General features: G+C 51.5%; 15 protein-coding genes, 2 tRNA genes, 1 pseudogene and 1 CRISPR repeat array. Of the genes and pseudogenes, 4 read left to right on the forward strand and 14 right to left on the reverse strand.

Annotation, left to right across the window (positions count from 1 at the left end; translation table 11 throughout):
- Positions 1-106: pseudogene (locus H6F94_RS25165) on the forward strand (IS630 family transposase); the annotation flags it as partial.
- A 7-nt stretch (positions 107-113) separates the two neighbouring features.
- Positions 114-2173: a CRISPR direct-repeat array (repeat unit 37 nt; unit sequence GTCGCAAAAACAGCAAATCCCTTTGAGGGATTGAAAC).
- A gap of 68 nt (positions 2174-2241) precedes the next feature.
- On the opposite strand, the gene H6F94_RS25170 reads toward H6F94_RS25165, so the two are convergent.
- From H6F94_RS25170 to H6F94_RS25205, 8 genes are all read right to left on the reverse strand, one after another.
- Positions 2242-2694, reverse strand: coding sequence for a nitrate reductase associated protein (locus tag H6F94_RS25170; protein ID WP_190805037.1), 453 nt, complete (start codon positions 2692-2694; stop codon positions 2242-2244).
- A 281-nt stretch (positions 2695-2975) separates the two neighbouring features.
- The gene (locus tag H6F94_RS25175; protein WP_190805038.1) at positions 2976-4652 is read right to left on the reverse strand and encodes a ferredoxin--nitrite reductase; all 1677 of its coding nucleotides are present in this window, start codon (positions 4650-4652) and stop codon (positions 2976-2978) included.
- Between the two features lie 365 nt (positions 4653-5017).
- Positions 5018-7222 (reverse strand): molybdopterin oxidoreductase family protein, encoded by a 2205-nt coding sequence (locus H6F94_RS25180; RefSeq protein ID WP_199320659.1) that lies wholly within the window; start codon positions 7220-7222, stop codon positions 5018-5020.
- Positions 7223-7357: 135 nt separating this feature from the next.
- A complete protein-coding gene (locus H6F94_RS25185) occupies positions 7358-8197 on the reverse strand; it encodes a nitrate ABC transporter ATP-binding protein (RefSeq protein WP_190805039.1) in 840 nt (279 codons plus the stop codon).
- Between the two features lie 85 nt (positions 8198-8282).
- A complete protein-coding gene (locus H6F94_RS25190) occupies positions 8283-10295 on the reverse strand; it encodes an ABC transporter ATP-binding/substrate-binding protein (RefSeq protein WP_190805040.1) in 2013 nt (670 codons plus the stop codon).
- 68 nt (positions 10296-10363) lie between these two features.
- Positions 10364-11203 carry a nitrate ABC transporter permease gene (gene ntrB / locus H6F94_RS25195; protein WP_190805041.1) on the reverse strand — a complete coding sequence of 280 codons (840 nt, stop codon included), beginning with the start codon at positions 11201-11203 and terminating at the stop codon, positions 10364-10366.
- Positions 11204-11279: 76 nt separating this feature from the next.
- The gene (locus H6F94_RS25200) at positions 11280-12593 is read right to left on the reverse strand and encodes a CmpA/NrtA family ABC transporter substrate-binding protein (RefSeq protein WP_190805042.1); all 1314 of its coding nucleotides are present in this window, start codon (positions 12591-12593) and stop codon (positions 11280-11282) included.
- Positions 12594-12806: 213 nt separating this feature from the next.
- Positions 12807-14327, reverse strand: coding sequence for a ferredoxin--nitrite reductase (locus H6F94_RS25205; protein WP_190805043.1), 1521 nt, complete (start codon positions 14325-14327; stop codon positions 12807-12809).
- Positions 14328-14712: 385 nt separating this feature from the next.
- On the opposite strand from H6F94_RS25205, the gene H6F94_RS25210 reads away from it, so the two are divergent.
- Positions 14713-15969 carry a HEAT repeat domain-containing protein gene (locus H6F94_RS25210; RefSeq protein ID WP_190805044.1) on the forward strand — a complete coding sequence of 419 codons (1257 nt, stop codon included), beginning with the start codon at positions 14713-14715 and terminating at the stop codon, positions 15967-15969.
- A 97-nt stretch (positions 15970-16066) separates the two neighbouring features.
- Here H6F94_RS25210 and H6F94_RS25215 read toward each other — a convergent pair whose 3' ends face one another.
- Positions 16067-18484 carry a sucrose synthase gene (locus H6F94_RS25215; protein ID WP_190805045.1) on the reverse strand — a complete coding sequence of 806 codons (2418 nt, stop codon included), beginning with the start codon at positions 18482-18484 and terminating at the stop codon, positions 16067-16069.
- A gap of 447 nt (positions 18485-18931) precedes the next feature.
- Positions 18932-19141, reverse strand: a complete 210-nt coding sequence (locus tag H6F94_RS25220) for a DDE transposase family protein (RefSeq protein ID WP_190805046.1) — start codon at positions 19139-19141, stop codon at positions 18932-18934.
- A 235-nt stretch (positions 19142-19376) separates the two neighbouring features.
- On the opposite strand from H6F94_RS25220, the gene metK reads away from it, so the two are divergent.
- Both metK and H6F94_RS25230 read left to right on the forward strand, forming a co-directional pair.
- On the forward strand, positions 19377-20639 hold the full coding sequence (metK, locus tag H6F94_RS25225) for a methionine adenosyltransferase (RefSeq protein ID WP_190805047.1): 1263 nt from the start codon (positions 19377-19379) through the stop codon (positions 20637-20639).
- Between the two features lie 623 nt (positions 20640-21262).
- Positions 21263-21607, forward strand: coding sequence for a DUF1815 family protein (locus H6F94_RS25230; protein ID WP_190805048.1), 345 nt, complete (start codon positions 21263-21265; stop codon positions 21605-21607).
- A gap of 105 nt (positions 21608-21712) precedes the next feature.
- Here H6F94_RS25230 and H6F94_RS25235 read toward each other — a convergent pair.
- The 4 genes from H6F94_RS25235 to H6F94_RS25250 form a co-directional block, all read right to left on the reverse strand.
- Positions 21713-21794: transfer RNA gene (locus H6F94_RS25235), tRNA-Leu, on the reverse strand.
- 186 nt (positions 21795-21980) lie between these two features.
- On the reverse strand, positions 21981-23777 hold the full coding sequence (locus tag H6F94_RS25240) for a M61 family metallopeptidase (protein WP_190805049.1): 1797 nt from the start codon (positions 23775-23777) through the stop codon (positions 21981-21983).
- Between the two features lie 97 nt (positions 23778-23874).
- On the reverse strand, positions 23875-24879 hold the full coding sequence (locus H6F94_RS25245) for an esterase-like activity of phytase family protein (RefSeq protein ID WP_190805050.1): 1005 nt from the start codon (positions 24877-24879) through the stop codon (positions 23875-23877).
- Between the two features lie 54 nt (positions 24880-24933).
- Positions 24934-25006 (reverse strand) — tRNA-Ala (locus H6F94_RS25250).
- Positions 25007-25010 lie beyond the last annotated feature (4 nt).

Below are 25010 nucleotides of genomic sequence, written 5' to 3' on the forward strand. Positions count from 1 at the left end.
GTGGTTTGTGCTGAAGAATTGGATGCGACAGCGATTGGATGAGTTTGAGAACTTTCGAGATTGTGTGGATGCTGCGTTCAAGCAATGTCCTAACGTATGCGCGTAGAGCTATAGTCGCAAAAACAGCAAATCCCTTTGAGGGATTGAAACCTGAAACGGCTGGAACCGGAGCTTAGAGGGAAGGAGTCGCAAAAACAGCAAATCCCTTTGAGGGATTGAAACATTGTGAGGGCTAAGAACGGGGCAGGGAACTGGGAAGTCGCAAAAACAGCAAATCCCTTTGAGGGATTGAAACGGGCCAATTGCCCTTTCGCCCATGTTCTTCTTCATGAGTCGCAAAAACAGCAAATCCCTTTGAGGGATTGAAACTCGCCCTTCATCCTGGATTACTTCTTCCTCAACTTGTCGCAAAAACAGCAAATCCCTTTGAGGGATTGAAACAAGGAGGGAGAGAAGTGATGGCACAATGCAACTGGATGTCGCAAAAACAGCAAATCCCTTTGAGGGATTGAAACCCGCTGGATGAGTCTTCCAGCCCTGAGTGATCCAGGTCGCAAAAACAGCAAATCCCTTTGAGGGATTGAAACTCAGCCGCTTTGTTAGCCGCTTTTGAGCGCTTAGGTCGCAAAAACAGCAAATCCCTTTGAGGGATTGAAACTTTGACATGGGCTTTATCACTAATGAACGGGGCAGAGTCGCAAAAACAGCAAATCCCTTTGAGGGATTGAAACACGCTGTCCTCGCTGGCTCCAGAGCTGCTGTTATCGTCGCAAAAACAGCAAATCCCTTTGAGGGATTGAAACAGGTAGATTTATCGTTGAGATTAAAGGCGACTGCATGTCGCAAAAACAGCAAATCCCTTTGAGGGATTGAAACAAAAACCCCGCGTAAACGTCGAGGGCTCAGGCTGGTCGCAAAAACAGCAAATCCCTTTGAGGGATTGAAACGAATTACCATCCGCTCAGGATAATCAGGCTTAGCCGTCGCAAAAACAGCAAATCCCTTTGAGGGATTGAAACGGTTGAAGCGGCGGCATTGCACCAGAATGCTGTAGGTCGCAAAAACAGCAAATCCCTTTGAGGGATTGAAACGTATTAGCTCGAAAGCACGCCCGGACCCATCAGGTCGCAAAAACAGCAAATCCCTTTGAGGGATTGAAACAGCTTCCGCTCGACCCCTTGGGCCGCTATAACGGGTCGCAAAAACAGCAAATCCCTTTGAGGGATTGAAACCGTTTGCCCTGCCAGGGAACTTTGAGGTTGAAGCCTGTCGCAAAAACAGCAAATCCCTTTGAGGGATTGAAACAACGGGCAATTCAATGGGGAGACCATTGGCATCAAGTCGCAAAAACAGCAAATCCCTTTGAGGGATTGAAACAGCTTGGGGATAGGGGTGCTGGCTAAGAAACTGCCGTCGCAAAAACAGCAAATCCCTTTGAGGGATTGAAACCACTGCAGCCAACCCTGTATTTATTGAATACCCTTGTCGCAAAAACAGCAAATCCCTTTGAGGGATTGAAACCGGAATCAACCCGGAACGGAAGATCTCAACCTCAATGTCGCAAAAACAGCAAATCCCTTTGAGGGATTGAAACTTTAACTGATGAAATTACGGTTGGCAAAAGGAAAGGGTCGCAAAAACAGCAAATCCCTTTGAGGGATTGAAACTCCTCTGTGATTGTTCCGAGGGGAACCTGTATGGAGTCGCAAAAACAGCAAATCCCTTTGAGGGATTGAAACGTGAAATCAAAGAAGTGAACTGGAAACTCTCATGATGTCGCAAAAACAGCAAATCCCTTTGAGGGATTGAAACATCGAACCAGTCCCGATTGGCGCAGGTGGATTTGGGTCGCAAAAACAGCAAATCCCTTTGAGGGATTGAAACCACTCATGAGGGAGGCTGAAGCCACACACATAGAGTGTCGCAAAAACAGCAAATCCCTTTGAGGGATTGAAACCTACGCCTCTACTTCGGCGCATTCCGAACGAGCTGGAGTCGCAAAAACAGCAAATCCCTTTGAGGGATTGAAACGCGGCTACGGACAGCCCGGTAGCTGCGCTAACAGGCCGCGAAAACAGCAAATCCCTTTAAGGGATTGAAACCATTGAGACTGCCCTTCTTGCTGCTGGATAGATGGTCGCGAAAACGGTGAATCCCTTTGAGGGATTGCAACCAAAGGAACTTCTATCAACCTCAAAAAGTCAAATTCAAAAACACCAACGAGTTGAACTAAACTCCCAACTAGGCCAGCTGAAACTCTTGCAGTGCAGGCAAAAAATTGTGATTCTCGTGTCCAGAGCGGCTGAGTTTTAGCAGAGCAAAACGCTGCAACGGCGTGAGTTCAGCCCATTGTTCAGTCGATATTGCCACCCCTGCCACCTGCCCCTTTGCCAGAACACTATCGGGAATCACCTCCGCTTCTAACCAAGCTGGCTGAGGCTCAACCGGCAGATTTGTAGCTGTGCTGCCTGTATGCTTCTCGATCAGCTCACATAGAAATTGCCGATAAGCCAGAATCTCTGACTCACTAGCACAAGGCAGATCCACCAGAGATTCACGCTCCTGTTGATTGAAGCGATTCCACTGATTCAGCTTCAGCTTAATGCCGCAGGTATCCAGCTTGAAACGGACCTGCATGGGAATGCAGCGCAGAGACTCCACAAAATCAGCTTCGAATTGAAAGTAAGTTGCCATAATCGATAGCAAAGACCAGCAAGCTCAAACAGAATTGCACAAAATTCAGCAATTAGCTTACCTCGGAGGAGCTTCAAGCTGAAAAAGGCACCAGGAACTGGAGGCTGTAGCAACCCCTAACACCAACTCACTTTTTAATTGCTACACATTGACCCCTCCTAACCTCCCCTTGCCAAGGGGAGGTGCCGTAGGCCGTGGGGTTCTGATTGGTCACTCTCATTTAGAGAATGGGTATAAAGCTCCTCAAGGTGCCTCAGCGGAGAGCGTGGATTAGAGCCAGTTCAATGCTCTGGCTGAGCCATGAGAGCAGGAGGAACGAAATACTCCGTCTCCTCATCTCTAGAGTGAGGTGTGCCGCCAAAGTGTTCAACCAGCAAATCTCGCAGCACCGGCATCAGATCATCACAAGGAATGCCCTTCATAATCCGGGTACCGAGTTCCGGCTCATGGCCCACCTTGCCACCTATCCAGATATCTACCGCTTCAACAACCTTGCCATTCTTGCGCCCTTTCGTACCCATCAAGCCAATATCGGCCACCTGCGGTTGACCACAGGAATTAGGACAGCCCGTCCAGTGAATACGCACAGGTTTAGGCACAGATAGCTCTGCTTCTAAGGCCTGAATCATGGCCAGAGCCCGATTTTTAGTTTCAATCAGGGCAAAGCCGCAAAATTGACTGCCCGTGCAGGAAACCAAGCTCCGCACCAAGTTGTTCGGCTTGACCGAAAAATGCGCCAGAGGCGGTTCCCTCAAAAAAGGCTCCAGACGAGAATTCGGGATATTGGGAATGATCAGGTTTTGCTCAACCGTCAGGCGCAGCTCACCCGTGCCATAGACCTCTGCCAGACGCGCTAAGTCAAACATGTCTTGAGCGTACAGACGGCCAATGGGGATATGCAGACCTGCGAAGTTCAAACCGGGTTGCTTCTGCGGATAGACTCCAATGTGGTCGTGCTTATCCCAGCAAAACTCGTCCTTTTCAGCCGCAGTTTCCAGTGGTTTTCCCAATTGGTTTGCCACTTCATCCCGGAATTTCTCGATTCCCCACTGGTCAATCAGATACATCAACCGCGACTTTTGCCGATTTGCCCGCAACCCATGATTGCGATAGACCAGCAGAACGGCCTTGCTCAGCTCAACAACATCGTCAGGAACCACCCAAGCATTGAGAGGAACTGCTGCCTCATAGCGCTTGGGAGAGAACATGCCACCCACAATGACATTGAAGCCAAGGACACCATTTTTATAGGCAGGAATAAAGGCAAGGTCATTGAGTTCGGCGTGGATAGAGTTATCCCGGCAACCGGCAATGGCAATATTGAACTTACGCGGCAAGTTGGTAAATGCAGGATTGCCCTTACCCAGGTTAGTGATCATGTCCTGAACCATGCGACACAGGCCGCGTGTGTCAATCAGTTCATCCGGGTCAATTCCTGCCAAAGGCGAACCGGTGATATTGCGAACATTGTCTACGCCAGACTGAACCGAGGTGAGACCCACTCGCTCCAATTTGCGAAAGATATCCGGGACATCCTCAATCCGAATTCCCCGCAACTGAATGTTTTGTCGAGTGGTGATATCGGCATTGCCTTGCTCGCCGTAGAGCTGCACAATTTCGGCTAGAACCTGCATTTGGCTACTGGTGATTACGCCATTCGCCAGCCGCAGCCGCAGCATAAACTTGCCTGGTGTGACCGAGCGGTAAAACAAGCCCAAAACCCTGAGCCGGAAGTCACGGTCGGCTTCATTCATTGCTTCCCAGCCCACCTGAGCCAAGTGGTCTAGCTCCTGTTTCAGAACTAAACCATCTTTCTCTGCTTTAATCTTTTCAAATTTGTTCAGAGGGCCTGCATTCTCGCCTGCCGTTGTCAAATTCTCGAATTTGTTAACAACCTCTGTGTCCGTCAGATCCTCGGTTGCACTGGCAACTCTATTGGCCTGGCTCGCGTCCGTCATGGATCGACCTCCGCTAAGATTACGGGTGAATTGAAGCTGTGAGCACTTAAATCGGGGCTAGATTGGCAACCTAAAAACACTTTTCCTGACAAGCTAAAAGACCTGGCCCATTAAAGCCGTCAAGTTTGTTACACAAACTGCAACTTGATCTACAAACCTTTCTTCTGGAAGGTTTTACAATCGCTCAGTCTTTCTTAAGAGGTATCTTCTATTCACTTGCTCTTCCTCTCTCAAATTCAGCACAATCTTCTTGCTTAGCTCTGCTGTAGGCTGCACAGTGTTTGCTTACAGCAGAGCTAAGCAGTTAATTTGCTCATTACTGCTCACTGACCTGGACTATCTGAATCTGGGCTATCTGAGCCGAGCTATCTAATCTGGGCCAGGTGATTCGGTTTCTCTTGCAACGCTAATTTGTTCTGCTCAGCAGTAACCGGCACTAGTTGCACGGCGCAGGCTTTCAGCTCTGGCTGCTGGGAGTCGGGACAGGCTTCAGCATGAGTCAGGGCATTAGCTTCCGCCTGCTCCGCCCACAGTGCCCCCCAATGCATTGGCACAAACACGGTTCCCGGTGCAATCGCTTTAGTGACCAGCACCCGAAACCGAGCAACTCCCCGGCGCGAGCGCACCTCCAGCCAGTCCTGATCCTTCACCCCCAGCGCTCGGGCATCTCGTGGATGCACCTCAAGCAAGGGATGGGGATACATCTGCCGCAGCTTCTCTGTCCGTCCTGTCCGTGTCTGCGTGTGCCAGTGGCCATACAGCCGCCCCGTGGTCAAGACGTAGGGGTAGCGCTCATCCGGCGGCTCTGCCAAACCGCGAGAGTGATAAGCGCCAAAGCGAGCCCGTCGATCTGGCGTGTGGAAGCGCAAGTCCGTGTAGAGCCGGGCAGGTTCGCCCGGCTGGGTAGAGCCAGAATCGCGGCAGGGCCATTGCAAGGGGCCTTCTCGGCTCAGGCGCTCATGGCTCAGGCCACTCATGTCGCAGGGGCGACCTTTGGTCAGTTGCACGAACTCGGCATAGACCTCGGCACTGCTGCGGAAGGCGAACTGCTCAGTAAAACCAAGGCGACGACCGACTTCCGCAAAGATCGCCCAGTCTTCTCGGACTTCGCCCTGGCGGGGCTGAAAGGCAGGGCAAAGGGTGACCCGGCGCTCGGAGTTGGTCATGGTGCCGCTTTTCTCGCTCCACTGGGTCGCAGGGAGCAGAACATGGGCGAAGGCAGAGGTTTCGGTAGGGTAGTAGGCTTCCTGGTAAACGGTGAAGGGAGAACGGCGCAGAGCCGCTTTGGTGCGCTCCAGGTCAGGCATGCTGACGGCAGGGTTGGTGGCGGCAATCCAGAGGAACCCCACCTCGTCCTTTTCCAGACCGGTGACCATATCCCAGACAGTACGTCCAGGTTCAGACGAGATTTGGCCGGGTGGCAGTCCCCAGAACTGCTCGACCTCGGCTCGGTGTTGAGGGTTGCTGACTGAGCGATAGCCCGGCAGGAGATGGGCCAGCCCGCCTGCTTCCCGTCCGCCCATCGCGTTGGGCTGGCCGGTGAGGGAGAAGGGACCCGCCCCCGGTTTGCCAATTTGCCCAGTCAGTAAATGCAAGTTGATCAGGCTGCGCACCTTAGCGGTGCCTTCGGTCGATTGATTCACCCCCATCGACCAGAGGGACAAAGTGCGTTTTGATTGCGCCCAATAGCGAGCGGCTGTTTCTAGATCGCGCTCTGAAATGCCACAGCGTTGAGCCACAACCGAGGGCGGATAGTGCTGCACCAACTCAGCTAGAGCCGGAAAACCTGAGGTGCATTCGTCGATGAATTCGTAATTGACACAGCCCCATTGCAGCAGTAGGTGAGCAATGCCATTGAGCAAATCAATATCGGTTCCTGGCTGAATCGCCAGATGTAAATCTGCTGCCTCTGCGGTGCTGGTTCGCCGGGGATCAACGACGATCAGTTTGACCTGACGGTTGGCCTTGTGATGCTTACGCAGACGGTTGAAGATAATCGGGTGGCATTCGGCTGTGTTCGTGCCAATGAGAAAGGCGCAATCGGTCAACTCTAGGTCGTCATAACAGCAGGGAGGACCATCGGCACCGAAGCTCTGCAAGTAACCAGCGACGGCTGAAGACATGCATAGGCGTGAGTTGGCATCGAAGTTGTTAGTGCCGAGGCAGCCCTTGAATAACTTTTGGGCCGTGTAATAATCTTCGGTCACAAATTGACCTGAGCCGTAGAGACATAGGGCATCAGCCCCCTGTCGATAGCGCACCGTTTGGATACGATTGACGATGCGATCTAGGGCATCATCCCAAGTCGTTTGGCGGAAGGGCTCATCTAAAGAATCACGCACCATTGGGTGCAACAGGCGGTCTTGATCAATCGATTCGATGATCGTGGCACCCTTAACGCACACCATGCCCTGGCTGGAGGGATGGGCTCGATTGCCCCGAATTTTCCAACTCGGTTTGCCCTGCTCATCCCGGTGGGTCGCTTGGCCCATTTGAGCTGGCGGCAATGCTTCTAAACCACAACCTACGCCACAGTAGGGGCAGAGCGTCTTGATACTATCTGTCACCATTTCTCCTAGGGAGACACTGCATGATCGACAGCCATTGAATCTGCCAGACAAGCACCGTTGCCTTTATGCGAAACGCGTGCCAAATGTAGGCCAAATAATTCAGGCCAAATGTATGTAAGCTGCGTGCCAAATGCTCTACTCCACGTCATCGTGGGCAAAGCGTCGATAGAGGAAGTCCAAGGCGTAATTGCGCAGGTTGTAATATTCTGGGTCTTCCATAATGCGGGTGCGATCGCGCGGGCGAGCAAAGGGAATGGTGAGGACTTCACCAATCTGAGCCGCCGGACCATTGGTCATCATCACTAAGCGATCGGCTAAGAATAAAGCTTCATCAATGTCGTGGGTAATCATCAACACTGTGGCTCGATGATCGCTCCAGATTTTGAGTAACTCTTCCTGCAATTCCTCTTTGGTAATCGCATCTAGAGCCCCAAACGGCTCGTCTAAAATCAGGACCTTGGGCCGAATCGCTAAGGCACGGGCAATCGAAACCCGTTGCTTCATGCCGCCTGAGAGTTCACCGGGTCGCTTCTGAGCCGCTTCCGTTAAACCCACTAAGGCTAAATGCTCGTTAACGATTGCTTCTTTCTCTGCCTTAGTTTTATCGGGCCAAACTGACTTGACAGCAAGATAAATGTTCTCGAAGGCACTCATCCAGGGCAGCAGCGAGTAGTTTTGAAAAACCACCATGCGGTCTGGGCCAGGTTCAGCAATCGGTTCTGACTGCAAGCGCACCTCGCCACTGCTGGGCTTACGAAAGCCCGAAACCATGTCTAGTAAAGTGGATTTGCCACAACCCGAGTGCCCGATTACACAGATGAATTCGCCTTCGTAAACCGTGAGGTTTACACCTTCTAGAACTGTGTAGGAGCCGGTGTCTGTGGGATAAACCTTGGAGACATCCTTGATCTCCAAGTAAGGAGCGCGGTCAACTGATTGGGTTTGCTCGGAGCTGCTATTGCTAAGCGTTTGCATAGTCCAACGGAGAAATAGAGGATAACAGCGTGAGACGGATCGATTGCCTTGATTTAGTCCGGTGTCAACCCGGATGTAAGTCTGTCTAGGCTGCTTCGGTCACAGGTGAATCCATACCAATCACGACCTCTTCAATGCGCACTTCGCGCTTGATGCTCAGGCTATTGAGATAGCCAATGGGATCATCGGGATTGAAAACAGTCCCGTCTGCTAAACGGATAGGACCGCGATCCCGGCCAATATCCAGCAACTCCAATTCCCGGGCGGCGGCTCCAAACACTTCCGGACGACGGACCCGATCTAGAACTTCAATCCAGTTTTTAGGAAACGCAATCAGACCCCAGCGGGCAAGCTGAGTCATAATCCAGAGCCCCTCAACCCGGTCGGGGAAGTTGGTTCTGTCAACGAAAAACTGGTTGTAATGCGGTAAGGCTTGGGCTTCTTCTCCTGTGCCACGCGCATAAGGATCAATGAAACCAGGACGGGTATAGATCGGGTCAGTGCCGACATACTCAGGCTTGGACAGTAGCTGCACAATCTCTTCGCGATGGCGACGGTCATCGCAATATTCGCAGGCTTCCAGCAGCGCTTTGACCAAGGCAATATGGGTTTGAGGATAGCGGTTGGCCCAGTCTTCGCGCACTCCCAAAACTTTCTCTAAATGCCCGGACCAAATCTCTAAATCGGTGGCAATGACAAAGCCTAGCCCTTCATGAACCGCTCGCGAATTCCAAGGCTCACCGACACAGAAGCCGTCAATGTTGCCAGCTTTGAGGTTTGCCACCATTTGAGCTGGCGGAATCACGACCAAACTGACATCCAGATCTGGATCAATGCCACCGGAAGCCAGCCAATAGCGCAGCATCAGGTTGTGCATTGAGGAAGGATGAACTACCCCCAGGGTGTAGCGCTTGCCTGGGGTTTGAGCCATGACGGCCTTGAGGTCGGCGAGGCTGCGCACACCCTGGTCGAAAAGCTGCTTGCTCAGCGTAATCGCGTTGCCATTGCGAGCGATAGTCAGGGCGGTGACGATAGGCACGGGTGCATTGCCGCCCATACCCAAGGTCATGGACAGGGGCATTCCTGCAACCATTTGAGCTGCATCTAGGCGGCCCGTAACAACGCCTTGGGCAATCGCTTTCCAGTTTGGCTCTCGCGACAGGGTGACCGGTTCCAAACCATGTCGTGTGAAGAAGCCCTTTTCTTTAGCAACAACCAGGGGCGCACAGTCAGTTAGAGGGATGAAACCGATCTCTAAATTGACCTTTTCCAGACCATTGCGGGCAACAGCCACAGTTTGCTTGAGCTTGCGCTTCTTGTCTCGCTTCTGCTGATTGAGGAAATAAACAATCTCGCCGCGCAAACCATAATAGCTGGGGTGATTTACGACCTCTAGACGCTTACGAGCCCGAGGGAAAGGAACCTCAAGAATTTGGCCGATGTAGGACTCTGGACCGTTGGTCAGCATCACGATCCGGTCTGACAATAACAGCGCCTCATCCACATCGTGCGTGACCATAATGCAGGTGACCTGACTTTCTTCGCAGATCTGCATCAACTGCTCTTGCAGTCCGCCACGCGTTAGCGCATCTAGGGCCCCAAATGGCTCATCCAGCAGCAGCAGCTTAGGCCGAATCGCCAGCGCCCGCGCAATCGCAACTCGCTGTTTCATCCCGCCTGAAAGCTGGCTCGGCTTCTTAGCAGCAGCTGCCTTTAGACCCACCAGGTTGATGTGGTGTTCAATGATCTCTTTACGCTCGGCTTTAGGCCGATCTGACATCACGCCATTGACGGCTAAAGCGATATTATCGTAGACCGTCAGCCAGGGCAGCAGGGAGTAATTCTGGAATACGACCATACGGTCTGGGCCCGCCTCCGTCACCTGCCGCCCCTGCAAAATCACCCCCCCTTTTGTGGGTTGATCTAGGCCAGCGACGATATTGAGCAGTGTCGATTTACCACAGCCGGAGTGGCCGATCAACGAGATGAATTCACCCTGTTGGATTTTGAGTTCAATGTTTCTGAGGGCGACGTATTCACCACCGTTGGGTAGCGAGAAAACCCGGTCAATATGATCAACTTCAACAAAGGGTGGCATGGCAGTAACCGGTAGCAGGACAAGCGGTTAGGGGATAGGTTTGCGCTAGGGCTAGCGCGAAGCAGTTTCTATTTCCGTTCTTCGGGAACGACTCGATCTGCAACTAAGGCGACTAACCGATCCAGCAGCAGACCTACAACCCCGACATAAACCAGAGCGACAATAATTTCGCTCAAGGCAGAACTGTTGTAGGCATCCCAGATAAAGAAGCCAATGCCAACACCTCCTGTTAGCATCTCAGCGGCAACAATGGCTAACCAGGCCAGACCCACAGCGATGCGCAAACCCGTAAAAATGTAAGGAACGGCAGCAGGCAGCAGAATTTTGAAAAAGTAATCCTGCCGCGAGAGACGCAGCACTTTGGCAACGTTGTTATAGTCCTGAGGAATTTGCTGAACGCCAACCGCTGTGTTGATCAGGATCGGCCAGATAGCCGTGATGAAGATGACGAAAATCGCGCTGGGGTTGGCTTGACGAAATAGAGCCAGGGCAATGGGCAGCCAGGCTAGCGGTGGAATCGTGCGTAATACTTGAAATAGGGGATCTAGCGCCTGATACATGATTGGTGTAGTGCCAATCAAAATCCCCAAACCAATGCCGATTAGAGCTGAGAGCGAGTAACCAATTGCCACCCGTTGCAAGCTGGCGAAGATTTGCAGTCCCAGACCCTTATCTGTTCCGCCATTATCGAAAAATGGATCGATGATCAGAGGGTCCCAGGTGTCAGTAAAAACTTGCAAGGGCCCTGGCAAAAATGAATCTGGGCTAGAACACAGCAATTGCCAAATGCCTAGAAAAACAGCCAGCGCAATAGCAGAAGGAATCAGTTTTTTTAGTTGCTGAACAGCGCCAGTGCCGATCTGTTGGATGTTCCTGCTGCTGAAACGGCGGTCTAGCCTTGCGGTCATGCTCTAACTCTCCTTGGCTTATGAGATCGAAAGGGGATTAGGGCTTGGTGGCAAGCCCTAACCGTTTACAACAGGACTAAACCTTTTTGATTTTGAGGCTCTTCAAGTAAGCGCTTGGATCGGCAGGATCGAATTTGACGCCATCAAAGAAGGTTTCAACCCCACGGGAGCTACTGGCCGGAATCGCAGCTTCTTGACCAATTGCTTTGGCCGCCTCTTTCCAGAGGTCCTCTCGATTGACCGCATCCACTAGGGCTTTGGTGTCGGTATCGGCAGGCAAATAGCCCCAACGAATATCCTCAGTCAAGAACCACAGATCGTGGCTCTTATAGGGATATGACGCGTTTTCTGCCCAGAACTTCATCAGGTGAGGGCTATTTTCAACCACCTTGCCCGTGCCGTAGTTAATGGTGCCCTTGGCCCGTTCCACAATGTCTTTATCTGGCACTTTGAACCATTCCCGTTTGGAGACGATTTTGCACATCTCCTCCTTGTTTTCCATCTGGTCACACCAGACTTGGGCTTCTTGCACAGCCATCAGTAGCGCTTTCGCGGCTTTGGGATTTTTATCAACCCAATCAGCCCGCATGGAAAATGCTTTCTCGGGATGGTTGTTCCAAAGTTCGCCCGTTGTGAGAGCGGTATAACCAAATTCTTGATTGACCAATTGCGCATTCCACGGCTCACCCACACAGAAGGCTTCCATGTTGCCAACCTTCATATTGGCGACCATTTGAGGTGGGGGAACTGGCACTGTGGAGATGTCTTTATCAGGGTCAATACCGCCTGCTGCTAACCAGTAACGCATCCACAAGTCATGATTTCCGCCAGGGAAAGTCACAGCAGCTTTGATATCTTTACCAGAAGCTTTGGACTTGGCAAAGACATCTTTAAGAACCGAGCTGTCTGTGCCAACTTTTAAGTCTTTGTAGGTATTGGCAATTGAAATACACTGACCATCTGTATTGAGACGGGCCAAAATGTACATCGGCACTTTATTGCCCTTGGTGACCTTGCCTGTAGAAATCAGATAGGGCATAGGAGTTAGGATGTGAGCCCCATCAATGCCACCGCCATCAGAACCGAGCACAATGTTGTCTCGGGTGACAGGCCAAGAAGCTTGCTTCACCACCTCAACATCAGGCATGCCATACTTGGCAAATAGGCCCTTTTCTTTGGCGATGATCAGAGGTGCAGCATCGGTCAGCGCAATAAACCCGAGTTTGGCGGTTGTCACCTCTGGAGCGTCACCAGGAGCCACATTGACCGCTGGAGTTGCATTACTAGCAGCGGTGGAACTGGAACCGGAACTGCAACCGTGAGCTAACAGGGTACCGGCTGCGGTCATGCCTGTGGTGATGATGAACTGCCGTCTCGAAAATTTGGTCATGGCTCCTCAATTCTCAGTCGATAGTCGTGATTAGTGATTGATGGTTGGCAAACTTACAGCTACTTGGAGCCATAAGAGAGCCTCCAAGCTGAAACCGAGCGTCCTGCCTAGACATCAGATCTGAGCTGAAATAGAAGATCTAGGAGACAAAACTTGAGCGGTAAAACGCTGGCCTATGGCCGTACTAAAACCAACGGGACTAAATTAGGGCCACTAAACTAGAGCTGCTTGTTGACGGACCCGTGCTCCAAAATGCTCAATGAGCAACTGTTGTAGAATTGGTTTTAGGTCATCACAAGGGATACTTTGCATTACACATTCGCCCAGGTGTGCATCTCGCCCGACTTTGCCACCCATATAGATGTCAACAGCCTCAACAACCTTGCCGTTCTTGCGACTTTTGGTTCCTAAAAAACCAATGTCAGCGACTTGGGGCTGGCCACAGGAGTTAGGGCAACCCGTCCAGTGAATACGGATCGGTCTCGTGAGGTATAACTCTTGCTCCAACTCCCGGATCATTTCCAATCCCCGACTCTTGGTTTCAATCAGCGCGAAGTTGCAAAATTGACTGCCTGTGCAAGACACCAAGCCTCGCATTAAGCTGCCTGGCTCCGTGCTGAATCGCTTCAACAACGGCTCCTGCAAAAATACTTCTAGGCGTGAATCAGGAATGTTCGGAATGATCACATTTTGTTCAACAGTCAGACGAATTTCGCCAGAACCGTAAACATCTGCCATTCGAGCTAGGTCGAATAAGTCGTCGGCGTACAAACGGCCTACAGGCACATGCAAACCAACGAAGTTCAAACCCGTTTGCTTTTGGGGATGAATGCCAATGTGATCCCGCTTTTCCCAGCAGATCTCATCTTTGGCCGCAGCTGTTGCTAGAGGGAAGCCCAATTGCTTCTCGACTTCAACCCGGAATTTATCAAGCCCCCATTCATCGATTAGCCACATTAAGCGAGCTTTCTGCCGATTAAGGCGCGGGCCGTGGTCTCGATAAACAACTAAGATCGCCTCACAAAGAGGGAGAACATCGCGTGGATCGACCCAGGCATTGAGGGGAACTGCAGCTGCACAACGCTTGGCCGAGAAGAAACCGCCCACCAGGATATTGAAGCCTAATATCCCTCCTTTGTAAGCCGGGACAAAAGCAACATCGTTGATCTCTGCATGGACAGAATTGTCTCGGCAACCGGCGATGGCAATATTGAATTTGCGCGGTAGATTACTAAAACTAGGGTTTCCCTCACCATTGTTGGTGATCATGTCCTGGACCTTGCGCACTAGGCCTCGCGTATCGATTAGTTCATCGGCATCGATACCAGCCAGAGGCGAACCTGTAATATTGCGCACGTTATCCATGCCTGACTGCACACTAGTCAGACCGGCTTGTTTGAAACGACGAAAGATTTCAGGCACATCCTCAATCCGAATGCCCCGCAATTGCAAGTTCTGACGCGTCGTTACATCAGCGACCCCATCCGTACCGTAGCTTTGCACAATCTCAGCGAGAACTCGCATCTGACCGCTGGTAAGGATGCCATTCGGTAAACGCAGACGTAGCATGAACCGACCAGGCGTGATCTTACGAAAGAACAAACCCATCCACTTCAGCCGGTGCAAGTTATCTTCGTCAATGCCTTCCCAACCTTCACTGGCAAAGCGCTCTAGCTCCTCTTTGATTTTCAAGCCATCTTTAGCGGCTTTGAATTCCTCAAACTTGTTAGCCATGGCGAGAGCCCTTCTCTACATGAACTTGCTCAAACTGCCAACTTGAGAAACCCAAAATTTTGGCTTAAGTCTCTTGACAAATTGAATCAAGCTGTTGATTCCGTCACGTTAGTCAACTCACCAGTGCCGAACCGTATAGAGCATTACCAAATATTGCAAGCTATGTAGTTTTCGTATTGAACCCATACGCAGCTTGTATTTGGTTGGGATTGAGTCCTAGAGTAGGGAACGCTCCGGGTTAAACAACCTAGAGAACCCGTGACACAGTAGAAAAAGGCCCAATAATCAGGCCAAACACCAGGCAGATACCTAGGCCAAACCAAGGCCAGACAAAAGCTGCCCATCTAATGACACCGCGCCATCTGCACTTCTTACCCAAAGTTCCATGACTTCTTCATCTCTGACTGACTGCGCCTCCCTGCTCCAGGTCTTTCAAACGGAGCCGGAACAGCGAGCGGCAGTGCTCGACCTGATGATGCAAGCCTTTGAGAACGGCGATTTCCAGTTGCAATGGGAGGTCGGGCGAGTGCTGTGCGAGATTGGTGCCCCTGCCATTAGACCGTTGGTGGCGCTGATGCAGGACGACGACCACGATCTGGAACTGCGTTGGATGGCTGCTCGAACTTTGGGGGAACTGGAATGCCCAGAGGTGATTCCACCCCTGGTTGAACTGCTATGTAGTAGCGGCAACTCCGATTTGCAGGAGATGGCGGCGGCAGCTCTCACCAACTTAGGCGATCAGGCTGTAGCTCCTCTGACGCAGTTACTGGATGGACCCTGGCAATTGGCAGTAGTTAAGGCACTGGCGCAAATCCGCACTCGGGCAATCGTTGAGCCTTTGCTCAGGGTGGTGCAGGCAGAGGATCCGCAGGTTCGCGCCTGTGCGATTGAAGCCCTCAGCAGCTTCCATGACTCCCGAATCCCGGCAGTTTTAGTGCAAGCTAGCCAGGATCCAGATGTTCAGGTACGAACCGAAGCGGTAACTGGCTTGAGCTTGCGCAGTGATTTGGCGCTGGAACTGGATTTGCTGGACTTATTTACCGAAGCGTTATCTGATCCAGCTTTGGAGGTGAGCTGCTGTGCTGCCACGGCCTTAGGCCGGATGGGTAATATTGCCGCAGCTCGCCTAGCAGCGCACCTAGAACGAGCTGCCTTGCCGGTGCAACGCGAAATCCTACGGGCTTTAGGCAGAATTGCTAGCTCCGAAGCCATAACCTACTTGGAGCAAGCAGCAGATAGCCGCTCGGTTGCAGTTGTGCGTGAGGGTATATCAGTCTTGGGACGTTTGGGAGCCAGCATGGCTCAAGACGGACCCAACTCGCTGGTCTGTAGCCAAGTTACGCCAGTGCTGCTGAAAGCCTTGCAACACCCCGATTTAGAAGTTAAAAAGCTAGCCGCCATCGGACTGGCACAAATTGATGACCCAGCAGCGGTGGAGCCCTTGGTGCAATGCCTAGCTGAGCCCGAACCGGCTGTCCGACTCCATATTATTGCGGCGCTAGAAAAGATTGATCGAACCGGGGCGCAGCAAATGATCGAGCAGCGTCTGCGTCAGGAAGGCTTGGACCCAATCTGGCAGGAAGGCTTGCAAGCTTTCTTGCGCGAAGAGCTAGACCGAGAACTTAGAGCATCGGGAAGCTAAGAAGAGACTAGTAGGGCAAGGTCAGTCTTGCCCTACTTTATGGAATTTATGGAACCTAAGCTACCTAATCGAGCGCTTTTCCCAGGTTGCCTAGACCCTAACCGGCCTGCATATGCTTGTCTAACAGGGCTTTGGCCCGAGGCTTATAAAGCAGGTAGAACAGCGACTCCAAATAGCGCAGCAGGTCTTCGCGGTTCTCCTGAGAAGAGTAATTCCAGAATCCGTAAGTTTTGGCTAAGCGCAACAGACGGGAAGTGTGGATCTTCCAGGTATAGCTGCTGTAAACTCGCTCAATGGCTCGCTTAGAAATTTCTTGCCACTGCTCAGGATAGTGGTCTAGCTTGCTGACGAAGTCGAGCATCAGTTGCCCCATTTCTTCGACATGAGTTGGGTTGATGTAGAAGCCATTCACCTTGTCTTGAATGATCTCTAACGGCCCACCAAAGCAAGTGCCAAAGACAGGCAGTCCTGAAATCATAGCCTCCAAAATCGTCAGACCAAACGCCTCAAATAAAGCTGGCTGAACAAAGATGCCCTGACGATCAGCAATAATGCGATAGATTTCGCCTGAATCATCTTTCGACAGCCGCACTCCTAACCAGCGAATCTTGCCATGTAGGTCGTACTGATCGATCAGATGGTACATCTTTTGAATTTCGTCAGCTTCTTCGTAATCCTGCGAGTCTTCAGTCCGCAACTTCCCAGCAATGACGATGAGGTTGCAGTGTTCCTGTAACTCAGGGCAGCGGCCGAAGCACTCCACCAAACCTGTGATATTTTTAATGCGATCCAGACGGGCCATTGTGAACAGTGGCCGCTTTTGGGGTTCTTTCAGCGAACCAAGCACGTGTAGCGGATCGGTTTCACTGAAGAGCAGCTGCTCCAGGCGTTCTGTTTCACTGGGTAAGCGACGCTCAGTTGCCGTGTGGGGAAAGTAGAAGTTTTCGTTGACGCCCGGTGGCACAACGTTGAACTTGGGATTGAACAAGTCAATGCCATCGAGCACGTGGTACAAATCTGGCATGGTAAAGCAATCGTAGGACTCATATTGCCCCGTGCTCTCAGTTGTACCCACAATCTCCTGATAGGTGCTGCTGATGATGAAGTTAGCTGCGTTCATGGCGATTAAGTCCGCCGTAAATTGCAGCGAGAAATGATAATTGTCCTCAGATTCTTGCCAGTAAAGATTGCTGAACAGGTATTTCGATTTCTCCAAGGCATGAGCGATATTACACTGGGTCACCCCCAGGCTACGGGCGAGCAGAAAAGCGACTAGATTACCGTCGGAATAGTTGCCAACAATGAGATCGGGTACGCCTAGAAACTCGCTCAAAAGTTCCCGCTCAGCATCAATCGCAAAGGTCTCTAGATAAGGCCAGATTTCAAAGCGCGACATCCAGCTTTGGCTGTAGCGTGGGTTGAATTCCCGGAAAGGAACGCGCAAAATCCAAGCGTTGTCTGTGGCATGGACTTTTTCTAAGCGCTCATTAGAACGGGTGCCATCATTATTAGGAATTAGGCGCGTGAGAATAATCACCTTGGGCTTATAATCTAGCCCCGCCAGATGAATATCTTCTTGTAACTGCTGCTCTAGACTCTTGGCCTGGTCAAGGACGTAGACAACTTGTCCCCCTGTATCTGGACGGCCCAAAACATTCTCCTGACCAAACCAACCGTGGGGCGACACCAGCACGATCTTGAAGATCATGGGAATGCGGGAGATAAATTCCTCTAGTGCCTGGTGATCTGGTGAGTCGATCAGGTGGTCGAGGATTTCGAGCGTCTCTTGCACTCGACGAACTGTATTGCCCCAGCCCGGCTCAAAGCCTAGGTTTTGTAAGTCAAATTTGAATTCACTAAAGGGTTGTTCAGCAGGCCGACCACCCAAAAAACTGAGAGCTTGCTTAATACGTTCCGAAAGCTGTTGCCGAGTGCGAATGCGCTCATTGATCAGCAATTGCTGATTGTCAATTTTGTGCAGACGCAAGAAGTTGAATAAGCTTTCCAGCCATTCCTGAGGGCTTTGAAATAACTGGCTCGACAGATAGCGGCTGAGGAACTGTCCGCCTTTGCCAATATTTTTTGGATCTCGAATCTGAGGGGAATAATCATAAAACGGCCCGAAATCTAGTTCCAGAAGACGGCCTTCATTGGGGTGGTAATGATCAGTCAGACGGTCGCGCAAGGCGAGTAATTCTCGGTCAGTAACCGGCTCAAAGGTCAGTGTTTCCATGTGCAGCCGGAAAGTCTCTCGAGTGACGATCTGCGGTCGAATAATCAGATTTAGATCTTCTCCTTCAAGGATGATTTCCTGAGTGTAGTGAATGAGTTGTCCCAAAGCGGACTGTTGACGAAAGTCTTCGGGCTTCTCCTGCTGGTTACAGTATTCTTCGAAGGCAGTTTGAATATCATTGCGTAGTAGATAGCGATTCTCCTGTCGTCGTAACTTATTAGCGAACGCCCGTAGATCGACCTGTTCACCGTTGTCGATGATTGATTGAATCAGATTAGACACTTGAGCCAAAACCTTCTAAGCGCAACTGCATTGATATACGATCACTAACATTTGGAACTCCTCGTGCACCAGCGTCATCTACCTGGCAGGGATGTTCTGCTCCCCTCAATCATTGCTGAGCGTTACGAGCTAAATGCTGACGAGCTAAACACTGATGCATTGATGCCTCTTTGTGCTCTCAATCTTCGCTAGCCGCTCAGATGGATGATGACCCAGGGCATTCAGGATACAGGGAAATTGGAAGACAGCACGCACATTCATTTCAGGTATTCAAGAGGCTAGGTATTCGAGAGCTTATTGAGCTGAGGGTTAGGTATTCGAGGGGAAAGAGTAGGTACTGGAGAAGGAACGTTGGCCGTTGCCCAGTGCCCTGACAGGCTGTCTAGGTAGGCTGCCTAAACAATGCTGTTTAGATATATGTACCTAGGTATAGTGCTGCACTCCTCCTCACACAGGCTGACATTTACCTGCCCGGATCAAGCCAACCCGTCGAGCAATTGCTTCTGCCTGAGAATTGAAGGGACCCCAACGCTCTAACGCCTCAGCGCCGTCAGCGACTGGCTCACTAGCTGGGTCCAAGGCCACGATCTGGCAAGGTCCTTCTGCTCTTTTGAGGATGTACCACTGACGGGTATCAGTATCAGAGGACTGAGACATCGAAATTCCCACCTTATATGTTTCCAGAATCTTAGACAGACAAATGGGGGGATGGTAAGCTGTCAACTGCCTCAGCCAGTATTTAAATGGATCCAGAAACCGAGTAGCTGGCTCACTGGGTCCTATCTGACGATCTCCAACTGCAAGAGAGTACATCCCCCAAACCCGCCTTGCAGATCTGTGCCAGCTCCCACCCAGCCTGCCTGCCCAAACTGCACCAGAGAGGATCTGTACCTTGGCTCGACGTTACCTGTTTACCTCTGAATCTGTGACAGAAGGCCACCCAGACAAAATCTGTGACCAAATCTCGGACACTATCCTGGATACACTTCTAGCCCAGGATCCTACGAGTCGCGTTGCAGCCGAGGTGGTCGTCAATACTGGTCTGGTCCTAATTACCGGCGAGATCACAACCAAGGCTCAGGTCAATTACACCGACATCGCTCGCCGAAAAATCCGTGAGATCGGCTACGTCAATGCGGGCAATGGTTTCTCCGCCGATAGCTGTGCGGTGCTAGTTGCTCTAGATGAGCAATCTCCTGACATTGCCCGCGGCGTCAATGTAGCTCTAGAAAGCCGCGAAGGCGATCCCGCCGAGTTGGAATCGGCTCTAGAGTCGATCGGGGCTGGCGATCAGGGCATCATGTTCGGTTTTGCCTGCAATGAGACGCCAGAACTCATGCCCCTGCCGATCAGCTTGGCCCACCGCATGGCTCGTCAGCTTAGCGTTGTGCGCAAGTCTGGGCAACTGCCTTACTTAGGCCCTGACGGCAAAACCCAGGTGACCGTCCACTACGAAGACGGCCGACCTGTAAGCATTGACACCATTTTGATCTCTACCCAACACGCAGCTAGCATCGATGGCGTCAGCGATGAGGTAACGATTCAAGCTCGGATCCGGGAAGACCTCTGGAGTTTTGTAGTTCAGCCAGTATTTGCAGATGTTGCGATTCAGCCTGACGAGCAAACTCGTCTCTTGGTTAATCCCACTGGCAAATTTGTAATTGGTGGTCCTCAGGGCGATTCAGGTCTGACTGGCCGCAAGATTATTGTCGATACCTACGGTGGTTATTCTCGGCATGGCGGTGGTGCTTTCTCGGGCAAGGATCCAACTAAAGTTGACCGCAGCGCAGCCTACGCCAGCCGCTATGTTGCCAAAAATATTGTGGCCGCGGGCCTAGCTGAGAAGTGTGAGGTTCAGCTGAGTTACGCCATCGGTGTAGCCCGCCCAACCAGCATCATGCTTGAGACTTTTGGCACTGGCAAAGTCAGTGATGATCTCCTGCTGGAGTTGGTTCAAAAGAACTTTGACCTGCGGCCTGCTGCGATTATCCGTGCCTTCGATTTGCAGCGATTGCCTGGTCAGCGAGGTGGACGTTTCTACCAAGATGTTGCGGCTTATGGCCACTTTGGTCGAACGGATCTGAATCTACCTTGGGAGCAAACCGACAAAGCAGCCTTGCTCCAAAGCACAGCCCGTGCAGCAGCCACAGTTTAATCTTGCTCATAGCCATTACCAACCCTTCTCAGCAGGTTGGTAATGGCTTGGTCAACACTTTTTAAGAAAAAAACAGCTTTAACTGATTCTTAACCAGCCTCAGAATGTTGCCCCATCTCCAAGCTTTTGGTCAGGGCTTTTGGCGCGAGTGAGCAACATTTTGGCTCTAGAGAAGCCTCAGCATGGAATCAGAGGCCGATCTTTAGAGCCTTAATTGATATATTTTCATTGCAATTCCTGACTCCTTTGATTGATCCCCGTAATGAATGCTAGCCCTGACAATAGTGCGAACTAACAACTGGGGATCGCTGGATGCACGCAGCTATACCTATCCACAGGTCACAACCTCGCTTTTTTGCGCAGCTGATGCCTCCAATGCCTAGAACCCTTTTGTATTAATCAATACAAGCTTTATGCAGGGGTTTAGCTTATCCCTCGTGTAAAGATAGGTAAGCTGAAGAAACATATAAAAATTGGGAAGCTCTTCTGTTTTTAACTCGCTCCTTCATCAATAGTTGACCCCATTGGTCGACCCCGTTGAAAAGGCCATGACTCCAACCGGGTAGCGAGAATCTTAAAAAATCATTAAGGTGGTTAAATAGTGTGGTGACTGGTGAATGGGTATGTTCCTAAGACTTGCTGAGCAACACAAACAATTCGTGCAGGACTTGATCATGGACCTGCAAGCCCTGGCGACCGTTCTGGAGCGCCGTGGTTACCTTGCCTCTTGCTATACCTGTGGCAGCCAAATGAACAGTGCTTCCTTCATGGCTAGCCTGGGCGACGACCACCTGATCCGCTTCTTGGTTTCTGACTACGGCATCACCTGGACGGAGATGCGCGATGATCGTGAGCTGATGAAATTAGAGGGCGCTGAAGCAATCAGCCAACTGCAAGAACTCGCGAATCTAGTGAAGTACAAGACTCCAGTCACCGAAGCCAGACCAACAGTCGCCTCGATCTCCTAACCCCCTTCTGGGTCACCTAAAACGAAGACAGCACCTGGTGAAACAGGGCTGCCTTCTGGTGCTGTCGCTGTAGGTGCCATTGCCCTACCTAGATAGCGCAGTCAATGCGGACGGAGAGACTCGAACTCTCACAAGTTACCTCACTAGAACCTAAATCTAGCGCGTCTACCAATTCCGCCACGTCCGCAGGATTTAGCGTTAGCTCCCTTCCAATTAAGGTTGGGAAAACCATCATACCAAACTGTGCTCACCCAAATCTGGAAATCTAGAGAAATCTAGCAAAAACTACGAGGCCTAAACTGATATCAGTTTAGGCCTCGTAGTTTTTGCCTGGTGGCCCAAGTCTCAATCTCTAGCTCTTAGCCCCTAGCTCCTAACTGTCAGTCCCGGGCTGAGGGCTATCGCCTAACCAAGCTTGGTAGTTGCGCTTCTGTGCCTCGGAGAGGTTGGTGAGCCCTACAACCTGGTAACCATCGGGACAGGGCTTACCCAGGGTGACGCGTCGGGTAAACAGCTCGTCCTGATGGAAAACAGTTAGAGTGACACTCTGACCAGGCTGATAATCCTGCAAGCGATCCGCTAGCCGATCCCCTTTAACCCGCAGGCCATCGATAGCAAGCAGTTCGTCACCAGGGTCGATCCCTGCTCGTTGAGCAGGAGAGCCGAATTCTACAAAATTGATCAGCTGTGAGCCATTCTCAGCCTTCACTCGCAACCCGAGGTAAGGTGGCCGTTCGCGCTCTTCATAAGTTTCCTTCAGCTTGAGGCCAAAAGGTTCGAGGTACTGGTTGTAGTCCAGCTCATCTGTGCCTTCGACATAGCGGTTGAAGAAAGTGCTGAGATCAAGGCCAGCAGCAGCTTCTAGGCTTTCTTGAAGTTGCTCAGCCGTAAAGCCAATTTCACGTTTGCCAAACTGTTGCCAGAGCAAACGTAGGACATCATCGAGTGAGCGCTGACTGTTAGAAGCGTTGCGAATCAACAAGTCCAGCAGTAGCGATACAACTTCGCCCTTGAGATAGTAGGAAACCTGGGCATTAGCACTGTTGGCATCGGGCCGGTAGTACTTAATCCAAGCATCGAAGCTTGCCTCTGTTAGCGATTGCACATGGCGACCAGGTGTCGCCTGCACACGAGTGATTGATGCTCCCAGAAGTTTGAGATAGTGGCTGGCGTTGTAGATCCCAGCCCGTAGCGGAATCAACTGGTCGTAGTAACTGGTTGTGCCTTCACTGAACCAGAGGCAGGGGGTGTAGTTTTCCTGGTCATAGTCAAACACCTCTAGGGCTTTGGGTCGGATCCGTTTGACATTCCACAGATGAAAGAACTCGTGGGCAACCAAATTTAGGAAGCGGTAATAGCGGTCTCGATCCCGGAAGCCGAAGCGGGGGTAGTTGAGGGAGCAGCAATCTTTGTGCTCCAAACCGCCATTTCCCTGGCTAGCCAGGTGCAACAGAAATAAGTAACGGTCGTAGGGCAAGCCCCCAAAGAGATCAGCCTCAACCTCAATAATTTTTTGAATGTCTGGGATGACCTGGGAGGGATTCAGATTGCCCTGACCCCACACGGCTAGTTCATGTGCTTTGCCACGAACGCTAAAGGGATAGACAGCATGGGTGCCAATTTCGAACGGACTGTCAACTAGGGTGTCAAAGTCAACCGCCTCATAGGTAGTTTCTGTGTTTGCCACTCGGGGCAAGGGTGTAGTGACTTGCCATCCCGGTGGGGGAGTAATGCTGACTCGAATCGGCAGGTCTTGATAATCGGGAATGTAGAAAAAGAGAGCAGCACCGTTGAAATAGCCGTGGCTGCTGTCAAGGTGATTAGTTCGTACCGAGAGCTCGTTGGCGTAAACCCGATAGCGAACCTGGATTTCTGTTTGTCCCTGGGTTTCGATGCGCCAATGGCTCTTGCTGCATTTGCGAGCGGGTAGAGGCAGCCCTTCAGAGGTCGTCACGCGCAATTCCTGAAGGTTACGGGCATACTCCCTGACTAAATAGGAGCCCGGTGTCCACACCGGAAACTTCAGGTCTAACTGTGCGCCTGTCCAGCCATCGACTACCAGTACCACTTCAAACAAGTGGTTTTGCGGCTCGGGCATTGCAACCTGATAGGAGAGCCTGACACTAGTGGCAGGTTCCGAGAACGAGAGAGGCCGGAGGACATTGGTCATAGGAGGATGCATTCGATCTTTGTCTTCACTGAGTTTATGGGGTGTTTCCCACCGACACAGTGATGTCTGTATGGAAGAAAACACTAAACTTGAGCTGTTACGGTCGGCGCGGTCCTGATGCTAGAACTAGGCGCAAAGCCAGAACTTGAGTGCGCTGAGGCAAGGGGCGACTGAAGTTGTCATCGCTAATCAGAACTAGGCTACGACTGCCATCGGCTTGGCTAGGGCCAAAACTCATACCCTCTAGGTTATCGAGAATAAAATTCTCTGCGCCTGCCAGAGTATTGAGATTGAGCAATAGCGTTTTCTGAACTGAACCAACTGCTTGACCGCTAAGGCTGGTCCGAGCAGTGACATCCTCAGCGTTGCCTAGACTGACCTCGAACAGCTTGGCGCCAAAGCCTACACCAGAAACAGAGCGCTCTAAGGCGAGAAAGTGCCCGTCGTTATCCAGGGCCAACAGATCGACCAAGCCGTTCTCGTTGAAGAAGGGATTGCTGGGGCTGGGTACCGGCTCAGTTTGATAGACAAATTGCCGGGTTGCTTGCCCTGTGCGCAGGTCAAACTCGACAATACGACAGCGGCTACCCTGCTGGAGATCTGAGCTTGGCCCGTCTTGTTGTAGGGCCTGTTCAGTCGCTACATAAAGCCGTTGCCCATCTGGTGTCAGAGTCAGGCTCTCAAAGGCGCGGTTGTTGCGCAAACCTCGACTCTGGCCAGGCGTGAAGGCATCCGGTAAACGCAAGCTGCGCAGTAATTTGCCAGTCCGACGGTCAAAAGCATTGAGATAGGGCGCAGTCTCTGAGGAGATCCAAACGGTATCGGGGCCGGAAAGCGCAATCCCTTCGCCATCCAAGTCCACGCTCAGTGGCACAACCGCCTCAACTCTGGCAGCACTAAAGCCCGCAGAGCTGTAATCAAGGCTCAATTGGTACAAGCGCGAGCGGTGTGGGTCATCGGACACGCCGTAGAAACGTTGGGTGCTTGGTGCATAGGCGAGACCTGATATTCCGCCAAAGGCAGTACCCTGAACCTGCTGAGTTGTAGGAAATTCGTAACGTCCCATAAACTCTAGCCGTTCCACAATTGGTGCAGCTTTCAACGGACAAGGGAACCCCAGCAGCCAAACCAGCGTACAAATAACAGTGTTAATCAATGGAGATAAGCGGATTCGAACCGCTGACCCCTTCAATGCCATTGAAGTGCTCTACCAACTGAGCTATATCCCCGAGT

This window comes from Leptolyngbya sp. FACHB-261, assembly GCF_014696065.1.
Lineage (GTDB): Bacteria > Cyanobacteriota > Cyanobacteriia > FACHB-261 > FACHB-261 > FACHB-261.

Excerpts from the sequence above, each read along its gene's own strand:
- H6F94_RS25180 (WP_199320659.1), bottom strand. The coding sequence starts at position 7,222 with ATGGTGACAGATAGTATCAAGACGCTCTGCCCCTACTGTGGCGTAGGT.
- H6F94_RS25200 (WP_190805042.1), bottom strand. The coding sequence starts at position 12,593 with ATGACCAAATTTTCGAGACGGCAGTTCATCATCACCACAGGCATGACC.
- H6F94_RS25220 (WP_190805046.1), bottom strand. The coding sequence starts at position 19,141 with ATGTCTCAGTCCTCTGATACTGATACCCGTCAGTGGTACATCCTCAAA.
- ntrB (WP_190805041.1), bottom strand. The coding sequence starts at position 11,203 with ATGACCGCAAGGCTAGACCGCCGTTTCAGCAGCAGGAACATCCAACAG.
- H6F94_RS25210 (WP_190805044.1), top strand. The coding sequence starts at position 14,713 with ATGACTTCTTCATCTCTGACTGACTGCGCCTCCCTGCTCCAGGTCTTT.
- H6F94_RS25205 (WP_190805043.1), bottom strand. The coding sequence starts at position 14,327 with ATGGCTAACAAGTTTGAGGAATTCAAAGCCGCTAAAGATGGCTTGAAA.
- H6F94_RS25175 (WP_190805038.1), bottom strand. The coding sequence starts at position 4,652 with ATGACGGACGCGAGCCAGGCCAATAGAGTTGCCAGTGCAACCGAGGAT.
- H6F94_RS25185 (WP_190805039.1), bottom strand. The coding sequence starts at position 8,197 with ATGCAAACGCTTAGCAATAGCAGCTCCGAGCAAACCCAATCAGTTGAC.
- H6F94_RS25240 (WP_190805049.1), bottom strand. The coding sequence starts at position 23,777 with ATGACCAATGTCCTCCGGCCTCTCTCGTTCTCGGAACCTGCCACTAGT.
- H6F94_RS25190 (WP_190805040.1), bottom strand. The coding sequence starts at position 10,295 with ATGCCACCCTTTGTTGAAGTTGATCATATTGACCGGGTTTTCTCGCTA.
- H6F94_RS25170 (WP_190805037.1), bottom strand. The coding sequence starts at position 2,694 with ATGGCAACTTACTTTCAATTCGAAGCTGATTTTGTGGAGTCTCTGCGC.
- H6F94_RS25230 (WP_190805048.1), top strand. The coding sequence starts at position 21,263 with ATGTTCCTAAGACTTGCTGAGCAACACAAACAATTCGTGCAGGACTTG.